Consider the following 16,244-nt stretch of genomic DNA (forward strand, 5'->3'; position numbering starts at 1 on the left):
GCCGCGGGACGACGCCACTTTCAGGCTCCTGCCGGACCTGGCTAAAACGCCGATAATCTACATTATGTCAAGTAGTGGGAATTTACGGTTCCCGGTCGCGGGCATCCGCCCCCCGCTACCGTCCCGCGCCGATTCCCGCTCCCACAATGGCGCCGACGCCCAGTCCCACAGCGAAACCAATGAAGGGGCTGTCGAAAACTGCCAGCCCGAGGGTGATGCCGGCTGCGGCTCCCAACAGGCAGCAGATCCACAGTGGCTTGTTCACGGGAACCCCCAGACTTCTGCCGGACACGGAATAACCGCAGACTACTTCATGGACTGCCGGAATTGCCTCACGACAATCAAAAGACAGGTAGCAACCCAGTCCGAATCGGGTACCACCCACTGATGCAGCCGGACCACCGGCGTCCTAGAGTCCTTGCATAGGTCCTGCCGTCGACGGCAGGAAAATCCCCATCCAGCGCGTTCTTCGCCAGCTTGCTTGAGCAGTTGGGCAGCGGTGCACACTTCCATCTCCGGTAGGTTTCCATGCCCCTCTCCCCCGACCGCGACGACAAGCAGGCCGTGTTTCCACAGTTGCCCCAATTCCTGGTTCCCGGGATCCGGAGAATCACGACGGACGAGGCCCTACGGCAGGCTCCCGGCGCGCCCGTGGTCATGCTCCGCCCCGTTCCGGTCAGGGTACGCGGCGCAACAGGGTATGCCATCGCCTACACCGCGACCCACGTCCTGGTTTCAGGGCCAAGCGACGGCGGGTACCGGGCATCGTGGGAAGCCAGCTGGCTGGTACGCCGGCTGCGCAGCGCTGACTTACGGGAAATCTGAAACCAGCACCTGCTCAGCCGTCATAAGCCTTCTGCAGTTCAGCGATGTCCAGCTTCCGCATTGCCAGCATGGCCTGCATCGCACGTTGTGAACCCTGCGGGTCCGGCCCGGCAATCAGGGACGGCAGGACCGAAGGGACCACCTGCCACGACACCCCGAACCTGTCCCGCAGCCAGCCGCACATACTTTCGGTGCCGCCGTCGGACAAAGCGTCCCAGTAGCGGTCCACGGCAGCCTGGTCCTCGCAGTCCACCACGAAGGACACTGCCTCCGTGAAGCCTGACGAGCGCGCCCCGTTCAGCGCGGTGAAGGCCCGGCCCTCGAGTTCGAAGTCGACCGCAATTGCCTCCCCCGGCATCCCCGGACCTCCTTCACCGAAACGCGAGACATTGAGGATCCTTGCATTTTCGAAGATGCCCGTGTAGTAGTTGGCTGCTTCCTCCGCCTGGTTCTCGAACCACAGGCACGTACCGATACGACGTGGCATTTCTGCTCCCTTCCGGCTCGAGCCTAATGCGGCTCGCCCCTGCCGGGAACAGGCCGCTAGGCTCGAATCCATGAGTTTTCCGAATGCAAAGCCCGCGGGGACTGCCCCGCCCGTCACCGTGGCAGGGGCAGCGCTGACAGACGCTCTCCTGATCCTCGTGTTCGCTGCCATCGGCCGTGACGCCCACCAGCGCGGAGACGTAGTCGCGGGGGTGCTGCTCACGGCATGGCCGTTCCTGGCGGGGGCAGCAGCCGGCTGGCTGATCACACGCGCGTGGCGGCACCCGCTGTCCGTGCCAAAAGCCGGCATTGGAGTATGGCTAGGCAGCCTGGTTGTCGGCATGCTGCTGAGAGCCATCACCGGCCAAACCGTCGTGCTGCCCTTCGTGATCGTGGCCCTGGTCAGCCTGGGCGTCCTGCTGCTGGGCTACCGCCTGGTCATCTTCGCCTTCCGGCGCAGGAAAAGCGCATGACCCTGCAATGCGGGGACGGCCGTTCCGTGCCACCAGGCGCTGGTGTAATAGGCTGGCAGCACTGAGAAGGGCGCCGGGCAACGGCACTGCCCAACTGCTCCGGAAGGGTTTATCGTGATCACCGCATTCGTTCTGATCAAGACCGACGCCGCCCGAATTCCCGAGACCGCCGAGCAAATTTCGGCACTCGACGGAATCAGCGAAGTGTATTCAGTCACAGGGGAATGGGACCTGATCGCAGTGGCGCGGGTGCACCGGCACGAAGAGCTGGCCGAAGTCATCGCAGACAGGCTCTCCAAGGTGCCCGCGGTGGTTCACACCACCACCCACATCGCCTTCCGCGCCTACTCGCAGCACGACCTGGACGCGGCGTTCTCACTCGGGTTCGAACAGTAGCGCCCTACCGCGCTGTCAGCGAGACCCACTTATCCAGGACAGCGGCGGCCGCCCCGGAGTCGATTGACTCGGCCGCACGGGCGTAAGCGCTCCGCATACGCTCCAGAAATGGCCCGTCGGCGGCACGGTCGAACGCCACAAGGCCCGCGGCCGCATTGAGCAGCACGGCGTCCCGGGCGGGTCCTTCCTTTCCTGCCAGCACTTCTCGTACCACGGCCGCGTTGGCCTGCGCGTCGCCTCCTCGCAGCTGCTCCACAGTGGCCAGGCTGATGCCCAGGTCCTGCGGTGAGAACGAAAGCTCGGCCACCTGCCCGTTGCGGATCTCCCAGACGGTGGACGGACCCGTCGTCGTGAGTTCGTCGAGGCCATCGTTGCCCCTGAACACCAGGCCCCGGCTCCCCCGTTGCGCGAGTACGCCCGCCACAAGCGGGGCCATCCTGGCATTGGCAACCCCTACGGCGGACGCCTGCACCTGCGCGGGGTTGGTCAGCGGCCCCAAAAAGTTGAAGGCGGTGGGGATTGCAAGCTCGCGCCTGGGGACAGCGGTATGGCGGAACGACGGATGGAAAACCTGGGCAAAGCAGAAGGTGATTCCTGCCACTTCGGCATTGCGCGCCACCTGGGCGATGGACAGGTCAAGGCGGACGCCCAGCGCTTCCAGCACGTCCGCAGATCCCGACGACGACGACGCGGCCCGGTTGCCGTGCTTGACCACTTTGGCGCCCGCGCCGGCAGCGACGAGGGCCGCCATCGTGGAGATGTTCACAGTGTTCAGCTGGTCCCCCCCGGTTCCGACGATGTCCAGCTTTTCGCCGGAGATTTCCACGGGGTTGGCATGGGCGAGCATGGCGTCCACAAGCCCGGATAGCTCCTCAACGGTCTCGCCCTTGGCGCTGAGGGCCACGAGGAACCCCGCAATCTGGGCCGGCGTCGCCTCTCCGGACATGATGGTGTCCATCGCCCAGGAGGTGTTGTCCGCTGTGAGGTCCCTGCCGCCGATCAGTGCCGAGATCAGCCGGGGCCAGGTGTTGGCGGACGCTGCAGTAGCCTGTGAAGTCACCTCCTGATGCTATCGAGGGAAGCCGTGGAGTGACCAATGTGAACGGGCACGGGAACTTTTTCCGGCAATTTCGCGTCTTTGTAGAAAAAGTGTCCCGAAAAGGCGGTTTGCGTTGGGCAGCACGGACTTTTGCAGACATAATGTCTATGTGACATCTGCGACCCATGCCCCCAGTACCCCGGCGCACCCCACGCTGAACCGCCCCAATATGGTTTCCGTTGGAACCGTCGTGTGGCTGTCCAGCGAGTTGATGTTCTTCGCCGGCCTCTTCGCCATGTACTTCACCCTGCGCTCCACCAGCGCAGAGATGTGGGCGGACGAGACAGCCAAGCTCAACTTCCCCTTCGCGCTCGTAAACACGATCATCCTCGTGGCCAGCTCCTTCACGTGCCAGATGGGCGTCTTCGCCGCTGAGCGGCTCCAGCCCCGGCGGACCGGCGGCGTTTTCCAGTTCTCCCGCTGGGGAATGAACGAATGGTTCATCCTGACGTTCATCATGGGCGCGATCTTCGTCGGCGGCCAGTCCACCGAGTACGCCATGCTGGTCTCCGAACACGTCTCGTTGTCCTCCAACGCCTACGGCTCAGCCTTCTACATGACCACCGGCTTCCACGGCCTCCACGTGATTGGCGGGCTCATCGCCTTCCTGCTCATCATTGGCCGCGCGTTTGCCGCGAAGAAGTTCGGCCACTTTGAAGCAACGTCTGCGATTGTCACCTCCTACTACTGGCACTTCGTGGACGTCGTGTGGATCGGCCTCTTCCTGGTCATCTACGTACTCAAGTAGCCAGCTTTGAATCTTTTTCTACAAGAGGCAGAATTTCAGGTAGCGGCTCCCGGAGCCGGCGCAGGAACGACTAAAGGAACCACCACGTGAAGGCACTCTCACAAAAGCGGCGTCACCCACTTGCAGCAATAGCGCTGCTCCTGATGGGGCTTCTCCTCACGGGTGGGCTGTACGCCGTTGCCACCACCGTCAATGAGGCGAAAGCTTCCACCACTACTTACAGCGCAAACGACGTGGAAGAGGGCGGCAAGCTGTTCGCAGCCAACTGCGCCACCTGCCACGGCATGGGTGCGAGTGGAACGCAGGCCGGCCCGTCGCTGGTGGGCGTAGGTGCTGCCGCGGTGGACTTCCAGGTGGGCACGGGGCGTATGCCCATGCAGATGAACGGCCCGCAGGCGCTCGAGAAGCCGGTCCAGTTCAACGATGAGCAGACCCAGCAGCTTGCAGCCTATGTCGCTTCCCTGGGTGCCGGTCCGGCCATCCCTGATGAAAGCCTGCTGGACGAAGGCGGTAACGCAGCCGTTGGCGGCGAGCTCTTCCGTACCAACTGCGCCATGTGCCACAACGCTGCCGCCGCCGGTGGCGCGCTGACGCGGGGCAAGTTTGCACCGGGACTGGAAGACACCTCCGGAAAGCACATCTACGAGGCCATGGTTACCGGCCCGCAGAACATGCCGGTCTTTAGTGATTCAAACATCACCCCTGAGGGCAAGCGCGACATCATCACCTTCCTGAAGCAGATCGAAACCACAGGCTCCCCCGGCGGTGCAGCCCTCGGTTCCCTGGGTCCTGTTGCCGAAGGCCTGTTCGTCTGGGTTGCCGGGCTCGGCGTCATCATCGCCTTCACCATCTGGCTGACCTCCCGCACGTCCTGACGTCCGGTAGGGCACATGAATTACTGCTGCACCATCAGCAGGTTGATATTGGAAACTAACCCGGCAACCGCCGGGACGAGAGAAGGATGAGGCGAATTATGGGCAACCATAGTGACGGCAGTCCGAACCACTCGGGCACCGTAGCTACGGCTGGTCAGAATGAGGTGGAGAAGTTCCAGGACCCTGGAATTCCCCCGCACCGTTTGCGCCTGGCTGACACGGACCCGAAGGCCGCAAAGCGGGCAGAACGGCAGGTCGCCTTTCTGTTTGGCATTTCTGTTATTGGAACTTTGATCTTCCTGGTGGCCTACTTCGCCATCGACCTAGGTGTCGGCGACTCCACCATCGGGACAATCCGGCTGCAGAACATGCTGTTGGGCCTTGGTACCGCTTTCGCGATGCTCGGCATCGGAACCGGCATCGTGCACTGGGCCAAGGCCCTGATGCCGGACCACGAGGTCTCCGAGGAACGCCATGCGGTCCGTTATGAAGAGGACCGCGTGGCCGCCGTACGCATCGTCGACGACATCGTTGAGGAAACGGGCATCAAGCGCCGCCCGCTGATCCGCAACACGCTCCTCGGCGCCGTTGCCCTCGCCCCGCTCCCGGCCGTTGCCATCTTCGGTGACCTTGGCCCGCGTCCGGACGAGAAGCTTGCCCACACGATGTGGGCCCCCCAGGACGGCAAGCTGAAGCGCCTTGCCCGCGACCCCGACGGCACGCCCATCCGGGCAGCGGATGTCACCATCGGCTCGGCCTTCCACGTCATTCCCGAGGGCCTCAACGAACTCCACGAGGGCAAGCTCAACGAAAAGGCCAAGGCTGTTGTGCTCCTCATGCGCCTGGATCCGGCGTCGCTGAACCCCTCCCCGGGACGGGAGGAATGGGGTTACAACGGCATCGTTGCCTACTCCAAGATCTGCACCCACGTCGGCTGCCCTGTTGCTCTGTACGAGCAGCAGACGCACCACCTGCTGTGCCCGTGCCACCAGTCCACCTTTGACCTCACGCAGGAGTGCAAGGTGATCTTCGGCCCTGCCAGCCGGCCTCTCCCCCAGCTGCCCATCGCAGTTGATGACGAGGGCTACCTGGTCGCTACCAGCGACTTCAAAGAACCCGTAGGACCAAGTTACTGGGAGCGTGATATGCATGAGCGCAGCATCAACAGCTGAGCCCGCTTTCGTCGCCAAAACCAAGACCGGCCGGTTTACCGACTTCGTCGATTCACGTGTCGGCGGATCGGGTATCCTCCGGGAGTTCGGCCGCAAGGTCTTCCCCGACCACTGGTCTTTCATGTTCGGCGAGGTGGCCCTGTACTCCTTCGTCATCCTGCTGCTCTCGGGTACGTTCCTGACGTTCTTCTTCGATCCGTCCATGGCGGAAACCCACTACGAGGGTTCGTATGTTCCCCTCAAGGGCGTCGAGATGTCCGTGGCGTACAACTCGTCCCTGAATATCTCCTTCGATATTCGTGGCGGCCTCTTCATGCGTCAGGTGCACCACTGGGCAGCCCTGCTGTTCGTGGCAGCCATCGCCGTGCACATGCTGCGCGTGTTCTTCACCGGCGCCTTCCGCCGGCCGCGTGAAATGAACTGGGTCGTGGGCGGCGTGCTGCTCATCCTGGCCATGGCTGCCGGCTTCACCGGCTACTCACTTCCCGACGACCTGCTGTCCGGTAACGGCCTGCGCATCATCGACGGCGTGATCAAGTCCATTCCGGTCGTCGGCACCTACATCTCGTTCTTCCTCTTCGGCGGCGAGTTCCCCGGTACGGCCATCATCGGACGCTTGTACGTGCTCCACATCCTGCTGGTTCCGGCATTGATCCTCCTGATGATCGTGCTGCACCTGTTCATGGTTGTTATCCACAAGCACACTCAGTACCCGGGCCCCGGCCGCAACGATAACAACGTCGTCGGCTACCCCCTGGGCCCGGTTTACGCGGCCAAGGCCGGCGGGTTCTTCTTCATCGTCTTCGGCGTCCTGGCCCTGATGGCCGGCTTCTTCACGATCAACCCGATCTGGAACTACGGTCCGTACGACCCCTCCCCCGTGTCCGCCGGAACCCAGCCTGACTGGTACATCGGTTTCGTTGACGGCGCCCTCCGCCTGATGCCGGGTACCCTCGGCGACTGGCAGGTCGAGCAGGACTGGTTCGGCTACGTGTTCTCGTTCAACGTGCTGCTGCCCGCCCTGGTCCCCGCCGGCATCCTGTTCACCGTGATGTTCGCCTACCCGTGGATCGAGCGGTGGATCACCAAGGACGACCGTGAGCACCATGTTCTTGACCGTCCGCGCAACGCCCCCACCCGGACGGCTATCGGCATGGCCGGCTTCGTCTGGTACTGCGTCATGTGGGCAGCCGCAGGTTCCGACCTCATCGCAACCCACTTCGGCGTCTCGCTGAACGACGTTACGTACTGGCTGCGGGCGCTGTTCATCGTCGGCCCGATCATCGCGTTCATCGTCACCAAGCGTGTAGCCCTGGCGCTCCAGCGCAAGGACCGCGAAATTGCGCTGCATGGCCGCGAAACCGGCCGCATCGTGCGCCTTCCGCACGGTGAGTTCATCGAGGTCCACGCCCCGCTCGACGAGTACAAGCGGTACAAGCTGGTTGGTTTCGAGTCTCCTGAGGTCCTTCCTGCCGTACCGAACGAGCACGGTGTAGTGACCCGCAAGGAGAAGCGGCGCGCGTTGCTTTCCAAGTGGTTCTTCGAGGACCGTGTTGCCCCTGCAACTCCGGCGGAGCTGGAAGCCGCACACGGTCATGGCCATGGCCACGAGGCCGTAGAGGCTCCCGAGGCAGCCAGGAGCCTGTCCCACTAGGGTTCAAGGTTAATAATCAAGAGGCCCGGTCCATATGGACCGGGCCTCTTCTCATTGTTGTGGCTGCCTGCCGTTCGTGAAGATATAGCCAGGCAGCCCGGATGTCAGTGGTTCCGTGCCCGGCGCGCACCGGGCCGTTGCAGGGGCACCCACAGCTTGTACCGGTCGGCGCGGTAGTACGACACCGAGTAGTCCACCATCGCCCTGGCCACGAAGGCATGGCGCTGGATCTTCAGCAGCGGCGCCCCCACTTCGACGTTGAGCAGCCGGGCCGTGGAGGGGGAAGCAGCAGTAGCCTCAATCATGTCTTCGCCCCATTCCATGACCAGCCCATACTGCTCGCTCAGCACGTTGTAGAGCGATGTGGGCGGTTCGCCGTCGAGCAGGCCCGGTACACGGTGGGCAGGTATGAAGTTTTCGTCCACGCTCATTGGTTCGCCATCAGCAAGGAGCAGCCTGCGGAACCGGACCAGCGGAGTCCCTTCGTCAAGTTGGAGCTCGCGGGCCAGGAAAGCACTGGCTCCAATCTGTTCAAAACTGAGCACCTTGGCGGCAGGAACCATGCCGCGGCGCTGCATCTCCTCGCTGTACGACGTCAGCTTGACCTGGAGGTCAACTTTGGGCCGGCGGACGAAAGTCCCGAGCCCCACCACGCGTTCAATGACCTCCTCGCCAACCAGTGCGTCAATGGCCTGGCGCACTGTCATCCGCGCAAGGCCAAACCGCTCGGCAAGGTCGCGTTCCGACGGCAGGGCACTCCCTGGCGGACAGGACTCCGAGATGTAGGTCCTCAGGATCTCGCGCAGCTGGATGTAAATGGACGTTCCGCTGCCACGGTCAATCTCGCCTTTGATGGCCTTAGCGCCAGCCGCCATGTTCCTCTCCCCTGCCTCGGCTTTCCCCTTCCATGGTAGGGCAGGTCTAGACCAGCAATTGGCCGCCTCGTGACGTTTCGCCGCGCCCATCTACCGGCCGCTATATTTGGTCAGGAAAATTTGGTTGGTCGACGGATGGGGCCGTCAGAACGAAGGAGTCCCCTTTGGCAACACACAAGGCCGTGGTAACGGCCTCTGTCGGACTGCATGCGCGTCCTGCTGCAGTCTTTGTCCGCGCGGTCACCGATACCGGGCTCCCGGTGACTATTGCCAAGGACGGCATCAACGGCGTGGATGCGCGCTCACTGCTGCAGGTCATGACAGCGGACTTCCACCACGGCTGCGAGGTGGAACTGGCCATCAGCGAAAACCTTCTGGGCGGCGTTGTAAGCCGTGAAGAGGCGGGCAGGGTCCTGCGGGAGCTCGGTGAGCTTTTGGATTCGCAGGGCGCCGTTTAGGCCTGCCACCGGCGGAAGTCCAGCAGGCTGGGCGCCGGGAGATTAAACATAACGACGTCGGGCCCCCACCCTAGGGTGGGAGCCCGACGTCGTTATGTATCTTTTACTGCCTAGTGGGCGTGGTCTCCACGGCTGTACTCGTACACCCAGCCCACGAGGGCTACGAGTGCGAGGCCGGCCGCGATGTAGAAAATCCACCAGCCGGCAGCCAGGCCAAGGAAGCCGCCTGCACACGCCAGGCCGAGAACCAGCGGCCACCAGCTCCAGGGGCTGAAGTGGCCCTGTTCGCCGGCACCCTCGTGGATTTCGGCGTCGCTGCGGTCCTCGGGCCGGAGGCCCACGCGCTTACCGGTGAAGCCAAGGTAGCCACCGATCATGCCGGCAAGGCCACCAACCAGCAGGATGCCCAGGATGCCAACCCATTCGCCCCAGTTGGTCAGGAAACCGTAAATCAGCGCAACCGGGACGAAGAAGAAAACTCCGGCGCCAAAGATCCAAGATTCGATTTTCACTGTGCAGTGTCCTTCTGGTCGGCGTTGCCCAGCGCCTGCGCTGCAGGAGCGGGGGACTCAACGGTGTGGACCTGTCGGAGTTCCGGGTGGTGCAGATCAAGCGCAGGGCGCTCGGACCGGATCCGGGGCAGGGAGGTGAAGTTGTGCCGCGGCGGCGGGCAGGACGTGGCCCATTCCAGCGAGGCGCCGAAGCCCCAGGGGTCGTCCACCTGGACCTTCTCAGCGTTGCGCCAGGTGATGTAGACGTTCCAGAAGAACGGGATCAGCGAGGCACCCAGTACGAAGGAGGCGACAGTGGAGAACTGGTTCATCCAGGTGAAGTTGTCCTCCACCAGGTAATCCGCGTAGCGGCGCGGCATGCCCTCGACACCCAGCCAGTGCTGGATCAGGAAGGTGCCGTGGAAGCCGAGGAACAGGAGCCAGAAGTGGATCTTGCCCAGGCGCTCGTTCAGCATCTTGCCGGTGAACTTGGGCCACCAGAAGTAGAAGCCGGCGAACATTGCGAACACCACGGTGCCGAACACCACGTAGTGGAAGTGCGCCACCACGAAGTAGGAGTCGGAGACGTGGAAGTCCAGCGGCGGCGAGGCCAGGATGATGCCGGTCAGGCCACCGAAGAGGAACGTGATCAGGAACCCGATGCTCCACAGCATGGGGGTCTCGAACGTCAGCGAGCCGCGCCACATGGTGCCGATCCAGTTGAAGAACTTCACGCCCGTGGGAACCGCGATCAGCATCGTCATGAACGCGAAGAACGGCAGCAGTACAGCGCCCGTCACGTACATGTGGTGCGCCCACACCGTCACGGACAGCGCCGCGATGGCGATGGTTGCGTAAACCAGGCCCTTGTAGCCGAAGATCGGCTTGCGGCTGAAGACCGGGAAGATCTCGGACACGATGCCGAAGAACGGCAGGGCGATGATGTACACCTCGGGGTGGCCGAAGAACCAGAACAGGTGCTGCCACAGGACGGCGCCGCCGTTCTCCGGATCGAAGATGTGGGCACCGAAGCGCCGGTCAGCACCCAGGGCGAACAGCGCTGAAGCCAGCGGCGGGAAGGCCATCAGCACCAGGATCGCGGTGACCAGGGTGTTCCAGGTGAAGATCGGCATCCGCCACATGGTCATGCCGGGAGCACGCATGCAGATGATGGTGGTGATGAAGTTGACGGCACCCAGGATGGTACCGAAGCCGGACAGGGCCAGGCCGAAGACCCACAGGTCGCCACCGATGCCGGGGCTGAAGGTGGTGTTGGACAGCGGCGCGTAGGCGAACCAGCCGAAGGATGCAGCACCTTGGGGGGTGATGAAGCCGGACACGGCGATGGTGGAGCCGAACAGGAAGAACCAGAAGGCCAGTGCGTTCAGTCGCGGGAAGGCGACATCGGGGGCGCCGATCTGCAACGGCATGATCACGTTCGCGAACCCGGCAAAGAGCGGGGTGGCGAACATCAGCAGCATGACGGTGCCATGCATGGTGAACAGCTGGTTGTACTGTTCCTTGGTCTGCAGGATCTGCATGCCCGGCTCGAAGAGTTCAGCGCGGATCAGCAGCGCCATGACGCCGCCCAGGCAGAAGAACACGAAGGACGCGATCAGGTACATGTACCCGATGGTCTTGTGGTCGGTGGAGGTGATCCAGTTGACGACGATGCGCCCCTTGGATTTAGGAACCACGGGAGCCGGCAGGACTCCGGTGGGTGCGGATTGAGTGTACGTAGCCACGTCGCTCCCCTTACTTAATTTCGTTCAGGTTCGGGTTGCGGTCGTACTCCACACCGAGGAGGCCCGTGTTGCCCGCAGCCTTCAGGTCGTCCATGTGTGCCTGGAATTCAGCTTCGGACACCACCTTGACGCGGAACAGCATTTCGGAGTGGTACTCGCCGCAGAGTTCGGCGCACTTGCCGTCGTAGGTGCCCTCTTTAGTGGGGGTAAACCGGATGTAGTTGGTCTTGCCGGGGATCATGTCGCGCTTCTGCAGGAAGGCGGGGACCCAGAAGGAGTGGATGACGTCCCGGGCGTTGAGCTCAAGGTCAACGGACTTGTTCACGGGCAGGTACAGCGTGGGGAGCTGCTCCTTGTCGATGGTGTTGCCGGTGAGGTGAGCCTGGATCCCGGCCTCGTGCACGTCCTCTTCGATGACGTCGCCGGCCTTGTAGTTGAAGTCCCAGGCCCACTGCTTGCCGCGGACGTCAACAACGACGTCGGCGGGCTGGGAGCGGTCATCGATGGCCTGCTGGTCCCGGTCGGTGAAGTAGAAGAACACCAGCACCATGAACAGCGGGATGGTCAGGTAGAAGACTTCGAGGGGGAGGTTGAAGCTGGTCTGCCGCGGGAATCCCACGGTGCCCTTGCGGCGGCGGTACGCCACGATGCACCAGACGATCAGGCCCCAGGTGATGATGCCAACAACCAGGGCGGCAATCCATGAGTTGACCCAGAGGTCCATGATGCGGTCGGTGTTGCTGGTGGTGCCACGTTCAGTGGGCAGCCAGCCCTTCTCTACCTCTGGCGAACATCCGGTCAAAACCAACGCGCCGGCAATAGCCAACCCTGTGATCGTTGTGATCGTTTTGCGTCGGCTGCCGGTTCGGTTCTGCGAACTCACAGACGGCCCTTCCTACTTGTTGCTGTTGTCCGGGCAGCCGTCGGCGGCCCCGGGCACACGAAAAGTTTTACTACTCGGTGTAGAGCTTACCGCTACGCCGGGCGATTCGCCCACATGTCGGCGCCGTGCCCCCGTACCAATCTAGCTGGCAGGAGACACGGCGCCGGCACCGGGCGAAACAACCGGCTTAGTGGAAGGAATCTCCACAGGCGCAGGAGCCACCGGCATTGGGGTTGTCGATGGTGAAGCCCTGCTTGGAGATGGTGTCCTCAAAGTCGATGCTGGCGCCGCTGAGGTACGGAACGCTCATCTTGTCCACGACGACCTCGACGCCGTCGAAGTCGCGGACGGCATCGCCGTCGAGGAGGCGCTCGTCAAAGTAGAGCTGGTAAATCAGGCCGGAGCAGCCGCCGGGCTGCACGGCAACCCGAAGGCGCAGGTCCGTGCGGCCTTCCTGCTCGAGAAGGCTGCGGACCTTGCCTGCGGCGACGTCGGTCAGGTTGACCTCGTGGACCGGCAGCTCGCCGGCAGCGCTGGTGGTTTCGGTGCTGTTCTCATTGGTTGCGGTGCTCATTGGCCTACCTTCTTAGGACGGGTCCTGGCGGCGCCGCCTGGGCGGTGCCAGCCCCTACGGATTGAGTATGGGCTATAGCTACATGCTACGTCGGGCAGCCTTGTAGCTCTAACTCCAGGCGTAACCATGCAGGCGTCCCGGTTGTTCCCCAACCAGCCGTCTCAGCCCCGGTTCTCATCAAGTCCGCTGCTGTTGAGGCGGGCCAGCATCAGCGCTTCAGCAAGGATGGCCTTCCGGAAGTCGCCCAGGTGCAGCGACTCATTGGCGCTGTGGGCCCGCGAGTCCGGATCCTCCACCCCTGTCACCAGGATTTGAGCCCCCGGATAGAGCTCCACCAGGTCGGCGATGAAGGGGATGGAGCCCCCGATTCCGGTCTCGACCGCAGGAATGCCCCACGCCTCCCCCAGCGCCCACATCGCGATGCGGGCCGCCTCGGAGGAGGTGTCGGTTTGGAACGGGTTGCCGCTCTCCCCCGGGGTGAACACGACCCGGGCACCGAACGGTGCGTTGGCTTCCACGTGCCGGCGTACAGCGTCCATGGCGGCAGTGGGATCCTGTCCCGGGGCCAGGCGCAGGCTGAACTTGGCGCGGGCACGCGGCAGCAGGGTGTTGGACGCGACGTCGACCGCCGGGGCGTCGAAGCCGATGATGGACAGCGCGGGCTTGGTCCACAACCGTGATGCGATGCTGCCCGAGCCCGCGAGGCGGACGCCGTCCAGCACCGACGCGTCCGCCCGGTAGTCGGCCTCCGGAAGGTCAACGGCAACGTTGTCCGTGGCCACGAGGTCCGGGATGGCGACGTTTCCCTGCTCGTCGTGGAAGGTGGCGATAAGCCGGGACAGCAGGGTGGGCGCGTCCAGCACCGCGCCGCCGTACATGCCCGAGTGGACAGCGTGCTCCAGTACCTGGACTTCGATGACGCCGTCGACGAGCCCGCGCAGGCTGGTGGTGAGCGCAGGGATGCCCACCTTCCAGTTGCTGGAGTCGGCCACCACGATGACATCGGCGCGCAACAGCTCGCGGTTGGCCTCGAGGAAGGGACGGAAGGTGGGCGAGCCGGCTTCCTCCTCGCCCTCGAAGAAGAACGTCACTCCCAGGCCCAGGTTGTTGCCCAGGACCTCGGCAACGGCTGCGTAGGCGGCCACGTGGGCCATGATGCCCGCTTTGTCGTCCGCGGCGCCGCGGCCGTATAGCCGGCCGTCCCTCTCCACGGCCGTAAAGGGATCCGTATTCCACAGGCCTTCGTCTCCTGGAGGCTGGACGTCGTGGTGGGCGTACAGCAGGACGGTTGGCTTTCCCTCGGAAGCGGGACGGCGGGCGACGACGGCGGGACCTCCCGGAGTGCCGTCCGCCTTGCGGGACTGCAGGATCTGCACCCCGTCAACGCCTGCCGCGCGCAGCACGTCCGCCACTGCTTCCGCACTCCGCTCGAGCGGCGTGCGGTCGAAGCTGGGCCAGGCGATGCCCGGTACGGCCACAAGGTCCTTAAGGGTCCCCACAGTGCTCGCGAAGGCCCGGTCGATCACCGTGCGGAGGCCTTCCGTCCAGTCCTGGCCGTCAGGGCCGGACAGGGCTGGAGTGCTGTAGGGGTGCGGGGCAGATGGCGGTGTTGAAGTCATGGCGGAAACATTACCTGTGTCACATCGTTCACCTGTCCGGGCAGCCAGGAGATCGGAACGGCCGGCGCGGGCCTGCAAGGGTATTCTGTTCTGGTGTTCGGACGTAAAAAGGAAGCGCCTACGGCGCAGCAATCAGTAGAGCAGCAGGCGGCAGACGCGGCGGCGCGGCCAAACGGCGTTGTTGGCAAGGGCGCCCCTACTCCCACCCGTAAGGCACAGGAGGCCGCGCGGAAGCGCCCCCTGGTGCCGGAGGACCGGAAAGCCTCCAAGGCTGCCGAGCGCCAGGCCATCCAGGACCAGCGCCAGAAAATGCGCCAGGCCCTGGACACGGGTGACGAAAAGTACCTGCCCCTGCGGGACAAGGGACCCCAGAAGCGCTTCGCACGCGACTTCGTGGACGCGCGGTTCAGCCTTGGTGAATACCTGATGTTCGGCGCGCTCGTCTTTGTCCTCGTGTCGCTGGTGGTGCCCGCGTCGAGCGACCTGATGATTTACGTCCTGGGCGGGTTTTGGGTCATGTTCCTGGTGGTGTTCATCGACGTGTTCGTCCTGTCCCGCCAGCTCCGTAAGCGGCTGACGGAGAAGTTCGGTGAGGTGGAGCGGGGCACCGTCTGGTACGGCTCCATGCGCTCCCTCCAGTTCCGCAAGCTGCGGCTGCCCAAGCCCCAGGTCAAGCGCGGCCAGTACCCCTCCTGACCGGGGCCGCACCATCCGAAGCGACAACAACGTAACGAACCCCGGCGGATTCCGCCGGGGTTCGTCGTTTTCGGCAAAGGGTCAGGCCCTGCGGTTCTTCGCCAGTCCGTGGTTGATCCGGGCGGCCCAGAACGGTCCCTCGTAAAGGAAGGCGGTGTAGCCTTGCACGAGCGTTGCCCCGGCATCAAGGCGCTCCTGGACGTCCTGCACGGTTTCCACACCGCCTACGGCCACGAGGGCCAGGGCGTCGCCGGTGGCCGCCTTGAGCCGGCGCAGCACCTCGAGGGACCGCTGCTTCAGCGGAGCTCCGGAGAGTCCGCCCGCGCCGCATTGTTCCACCTCCCCGGGTGAGGAGGTGAGACCGGTGCGTCCGATCGTGGTGTTGGTGGCGATGATCCCGTCCAGCTTGAGGTCCAGCGCGAGACGGGCAACGTCGTCGATATCCTCGTCGCTGAGGTCGGGCGCGATTTTGACGAGCAGGGGCACGTGCCGCCCGGCCGCGCGGTCAGCCTCCTCCCCCACCGCGGTGAGCAGCGGACGGAGGCTTTCCACGTCCTGGAGCAACCGCAGACCGGGAGTGTTTGGTGAACTGACGTTGACCACCAGGTAGTCTGCGGCGGGAGCGAGGTTGCGGGCGCTGACCAGGTAGTCATCCACGGCGTCGGCAAGCTCAACCGCCTTGGTCTTGCCGATATTCACGCCGATGACGGGGCGCACGCCCGCGTGCCGGCGCTGCAAAGCAGCCCTCGCGGCCTTGAGCCGCGGAGCCACGGCGGAGGCGCCGTCGTTGTTGAAACCCATCCGGTTGATGACTGCGCGGTCCTGCACCAGCCGGAACAGCCGCGGCTTTTCGTTGCCGGGTTGTGCCTGGCCGGTGATGGTGCCCACTTCGATGTGGCCAAAGCCCAGTTCGGTGAGGGCTTCGATGCCGTGCCCCTCCTTGTCAAAGCCGGCGGCCAGGCCAAACGGCGACGGAAAGGTCACCCCGAATGCCGTGGTCTGCAGGGACGGCGCGGGGGCGGTCAGCTTCTGCAGGACTTTGCCGGCGCCGGAGGCATGCGCCAGCCGGATGCCCTTGAATCCGATCTTGTGGGCGCGCTCTGCGTCCATCCATGAAAAGGCCAGTCTGAAAAAAGTGGGGTAAACGCGCATGCCTCCAGTCTTCCGCCTCCTGC

The 16,244-nt window shown here is 64.0% G+C and carries 19 protein-coding genes; 9 read left to right on the forward strand and 10 right to left on the reverse strand.

Annotated features, from left to right (window positions below):
* Positions 1-115: 115 nt before the first annotated feature.
* Entirely contained in the window at positions 116-265 is a 150-nt protein-coding gene (locus tag ACLH0K_RS09200; protein WP_411373337.1) for a hypothetical protein, read from the reverse strand.
* A gap of 263 nt (positions 266-528) precedes the next feature.
* On the opposite strand from ACLH0K_RS09200, the gene ACLH0K_RS09205 reads away from it, so the two are divergent.
* Positions 529-825, forward strand: a complete 297-nt coding sequence (locus ACLH0K_RS09205) for a hypothetical protein (RefSeq protein ID WP_411373338.1) — start codon at positions 529-531, stop codon at positions 823-825.
* A 13-nt stretch (positions 826-838) separates the two neighbouring features.
* Here ACLH0K_RS09205 and ACLH0K_RS09210 read toward each other — a convergent pair whose 3' ends face one another.
* Positions 839-1,312 carry a VOC family protein gene (locus ACLH0K_RS09210; protein ID WP_411373339.1) on the reverse strand — a complete coding sequence of 158 codons (474 nt, stop codon included), beginning with the start codon at positions 1,310-1,312 and terminating at the stop codon, positions 839-841.
* A gap of 70 nt (positions 1,313-1,382) precedes the next feature.
* Between ACLH0K_RS09210 and ACLH0K_RS09215 the strand changes: the two genes are divergently transcribed.
* Together ACLH0K_RS09215 and ACLH0K_RS09220 are read left to right on the forward strand one after the other, a co-directional pair.
* The gene (locus ACLH0K_RS09215; protein ID WP_411373340.1) at positions 1,383-1,784 is read left to right on the forward strand and encodes a DUF3054 domain-containing protein; all 402 of its coding nucleotides are present in this window, start codon (positions 1,383-1,385) and stop codon (positions 1,782-1,784) included.
* A 114-nt stretch (positions 1,785-1,898) separates the two neighbouring features.
* Complete coding sequence (locus ACLH0K_RS09220; protein ID WP_411373341.1) at positions 1,899-2,180, forward strand: Lrp/AsnC family transcriptional regulator; 282 nt, start codon at positions 1,899-1,901, stop codon at positions 2,178-2,180.
* A gap of 4 nt (positions 2,181-2,184) precedes the next feature.
* Here ACLH0K_RS09220 and trpD read toward each other — a convergent pair whose 3' ends face one another.
* Entirely contained in the window at positions 2,185-3,240 is a 1,056-nt protein-coding gene (gene trpD / locus ACLH0K_RS09225; protein ID WP_411373342.1) for an anthranilate phosphoribosyltransferase, read from the reverse strand.
* A gap of 229 nt (positions 3,241-3,469) precedes the next feature.
* On the opposite strand from trpD, the gene ACLH0K_RS09230 reads away from it, so the two are divergent.
* From ACLH0K_RS09230 to ACLH0K_RS09245, 4 genes are all read left to right on the forward strand, one after another.
* Positions 3,470-4,027, forward strand: coding sequence for a heme-copper oxidase subunit III (locus ACLH0K_RS09230; RefSeq protein WP_411376446.1), 558 nt, complete (start codon positions 3,470-3,472; stop codon positions 4,025-4,027).
* An 86-nt stretch (positions 4,028-4,113) separates the two neighbouring features.
* A complete protein-coding gene (locus tag ACLH0K_RS09235) occupies positions 4,114-4,902 on the forward strand; it encodes a c-type cytochrome (protein WP_411373343.1) in 789 nt (262 codons plus the stop codon).
* Positions 4,903-5,000: 98 nt separating this feature from the next.
* Positions 5,001-6,074, forward strand: coding sequence for a Rieske 2Fe-2S domain-containing protein (locus ACLH0K_RS09240; RefSeq protein WP_411373344.1), 1,074 nt, complete (start codon positions 5,001-5,003; stop codon positions 6,072-6,074).
* Complete coding sequence (locus ACLH0K_RS09245; RefSeq protein WP_411373345.1) at positions 6,052-7,728, forward strand: cytochrome b; 1,677 nt, start codon at positions 6,052-6,054, stop codon at positions 7,726-7,728. The genes ACLH0K_RS09240 and ACLH0K_RS09245 overlap by 23 nt, the downstream gene beginning before the upstream one ends.
* Before the next feature lie 104 nt (positions 7,729-7,832).
* On the opposite strand, the gene ACLH0K_RS09250 is transcribed toward ACLH0K_RS09245, so the two are convergent.
* Complete coding sequence (locus ACLH0K_RS09250; protein WP_411373346.1) at positions 7,833-8,603, reverse strand: GntR family transcriptional regulator; 771 nt, start codon at positions 8,601-8,603, stop codon at positions 7,833-7,835.
* 164 nt (positions 8,604-8,767) lie between these two features.
* Here ACLH0K_RS09250 and ACLH0K_RS09255 point away from each other — a divergent pair, with 164 nt between their 5' ends.
* Positions 8,768-9,061, forward strand: coding sequence for an HPr family phosphocarrier protein (locus tag ACLH0K_RS09255; RefSeq protein ID WP_411373347.1), 294 nt, complete (start codon positions 8,768-8,770; stop codon positions 9,059-9,061).
* A 110-nt stretch (positions 9,062-9,171) separates the two neighbouring features.
* On the opposite strand, the gene ACLH0K_RS09260 is transcribed toward ACLH0K_RS09255, so the two are convergent.
* The 5 genes from ACLH0K_RS09260 to ACLH0K_RS09280 form a co-directional block, all read right to left on the reverse strand.
* Positions 9,172-9,573 carry a cytochrome c oxidase subunit 4 gene (locus ACLH0K_RS09260; RefSeq protein WP_411373348.1) on the reverse strand — a complete coding sequence of 134 codons (402 nt, stop codon included), beginning with the start codon at positions 9,571-9,573 and terminating at the stop codon, positions 9,172-9,174.
* Positions 9,570-11,297: a cytochrome c oxidase subunit I gene (gene ctaD / locus ACLH0K_RS09265; protein ID WP_411373349.1), complete on the reverse strand. Its 1,728-nt coding sequence runs from the start codon at positions 11,295-11,297 to the stop codon at positions 9,570-9,572. Before ctaD ends, ACLH0K_RS09260 begins: the two co-directional genes overlap by 4 nt.
* 10 nt (positions 11,298-11,307) lie before the next feature.
* A complete protein-coding gene (gene coxB, locus ACLH0K_RS09270) occupies positions 11,308-12,180 on the reverse strand; it encodes a cytochrome c oxidase subunit II (RefSeq protein WP_411373350.1) in 873 nt (290 codons plus the stop codon).
* A gap of 187 nt (positions 12,181-12,367) precedes the next feature.
* Positions 12,368-12,754: a HesB/IscA family protein gene (locus ACLH0K_RS09275; protein WP_009359026.1), complete on the reverse strand. Its 387-nt coding sequence runs from the start codon at positions 12,752-12,754 to the stop codon at positions 12,368-12,370.
* A gap of 161 nt (positions 12,755-12,915) precedes the next feature.
* The gene (locus tag ACLH0K_RS09280) at positions 12,916-14,373 is read right to left on the reverse strand and encodes a dipeptidase (protein WP_411373351.1); all 1,458 of its coding nucleotides are present in this window, start codon (positions 14,371-14,373) and stop codon (positions 12,916-12,918) included.
* Positions 14,374-14,466: 93 nt separating this feature from the next.
* Here ACLH0K_RS09280 and ACLH0K_RS09285 point away from each other — a divergent pair, with 93 nt between their 5' ends.
* Complete coding sequence (locus tag ACLH0K_RS09285) at positions 14,467-15,069, forward strand: DUF3043 domain-containing protein (RefSeq protein ID WP_411373352.1); 603 nt, start codon at positions 14,467-14,469, stop codon at positions 15,067-15,069.
* 81 nt (positions 15,070-15,150) lie between these two features.
* On the opposite strand, the gene ACLH0K_RS09290 is transcribed toward ACLH0K_RS09285, so the two are convergent.
* Positions 15,151-16,221, reverse strand: coding sequence for a quinone-dependent dihydroorotate dehydrogenase (locus tag ACLH0K_RS09290; protein ID WP_411373353.1), 1,071 nt, complete (start codon positions 16,219-16,221; stop codon positions 15,151-15,153).
* Positions 16,222-16,244 lie beyond the last annotated feature (23 nt).

Origin of the sequence: Arthrobacter sp. MPF02 (genome assembly GCF_046605375.1) — a bacterium.
Taxonomy (GTDB): Bacteria; Actinomycetota; Actinomycetes; order Actinomycetales; family Micrococcaceae; genus Arthrobacter.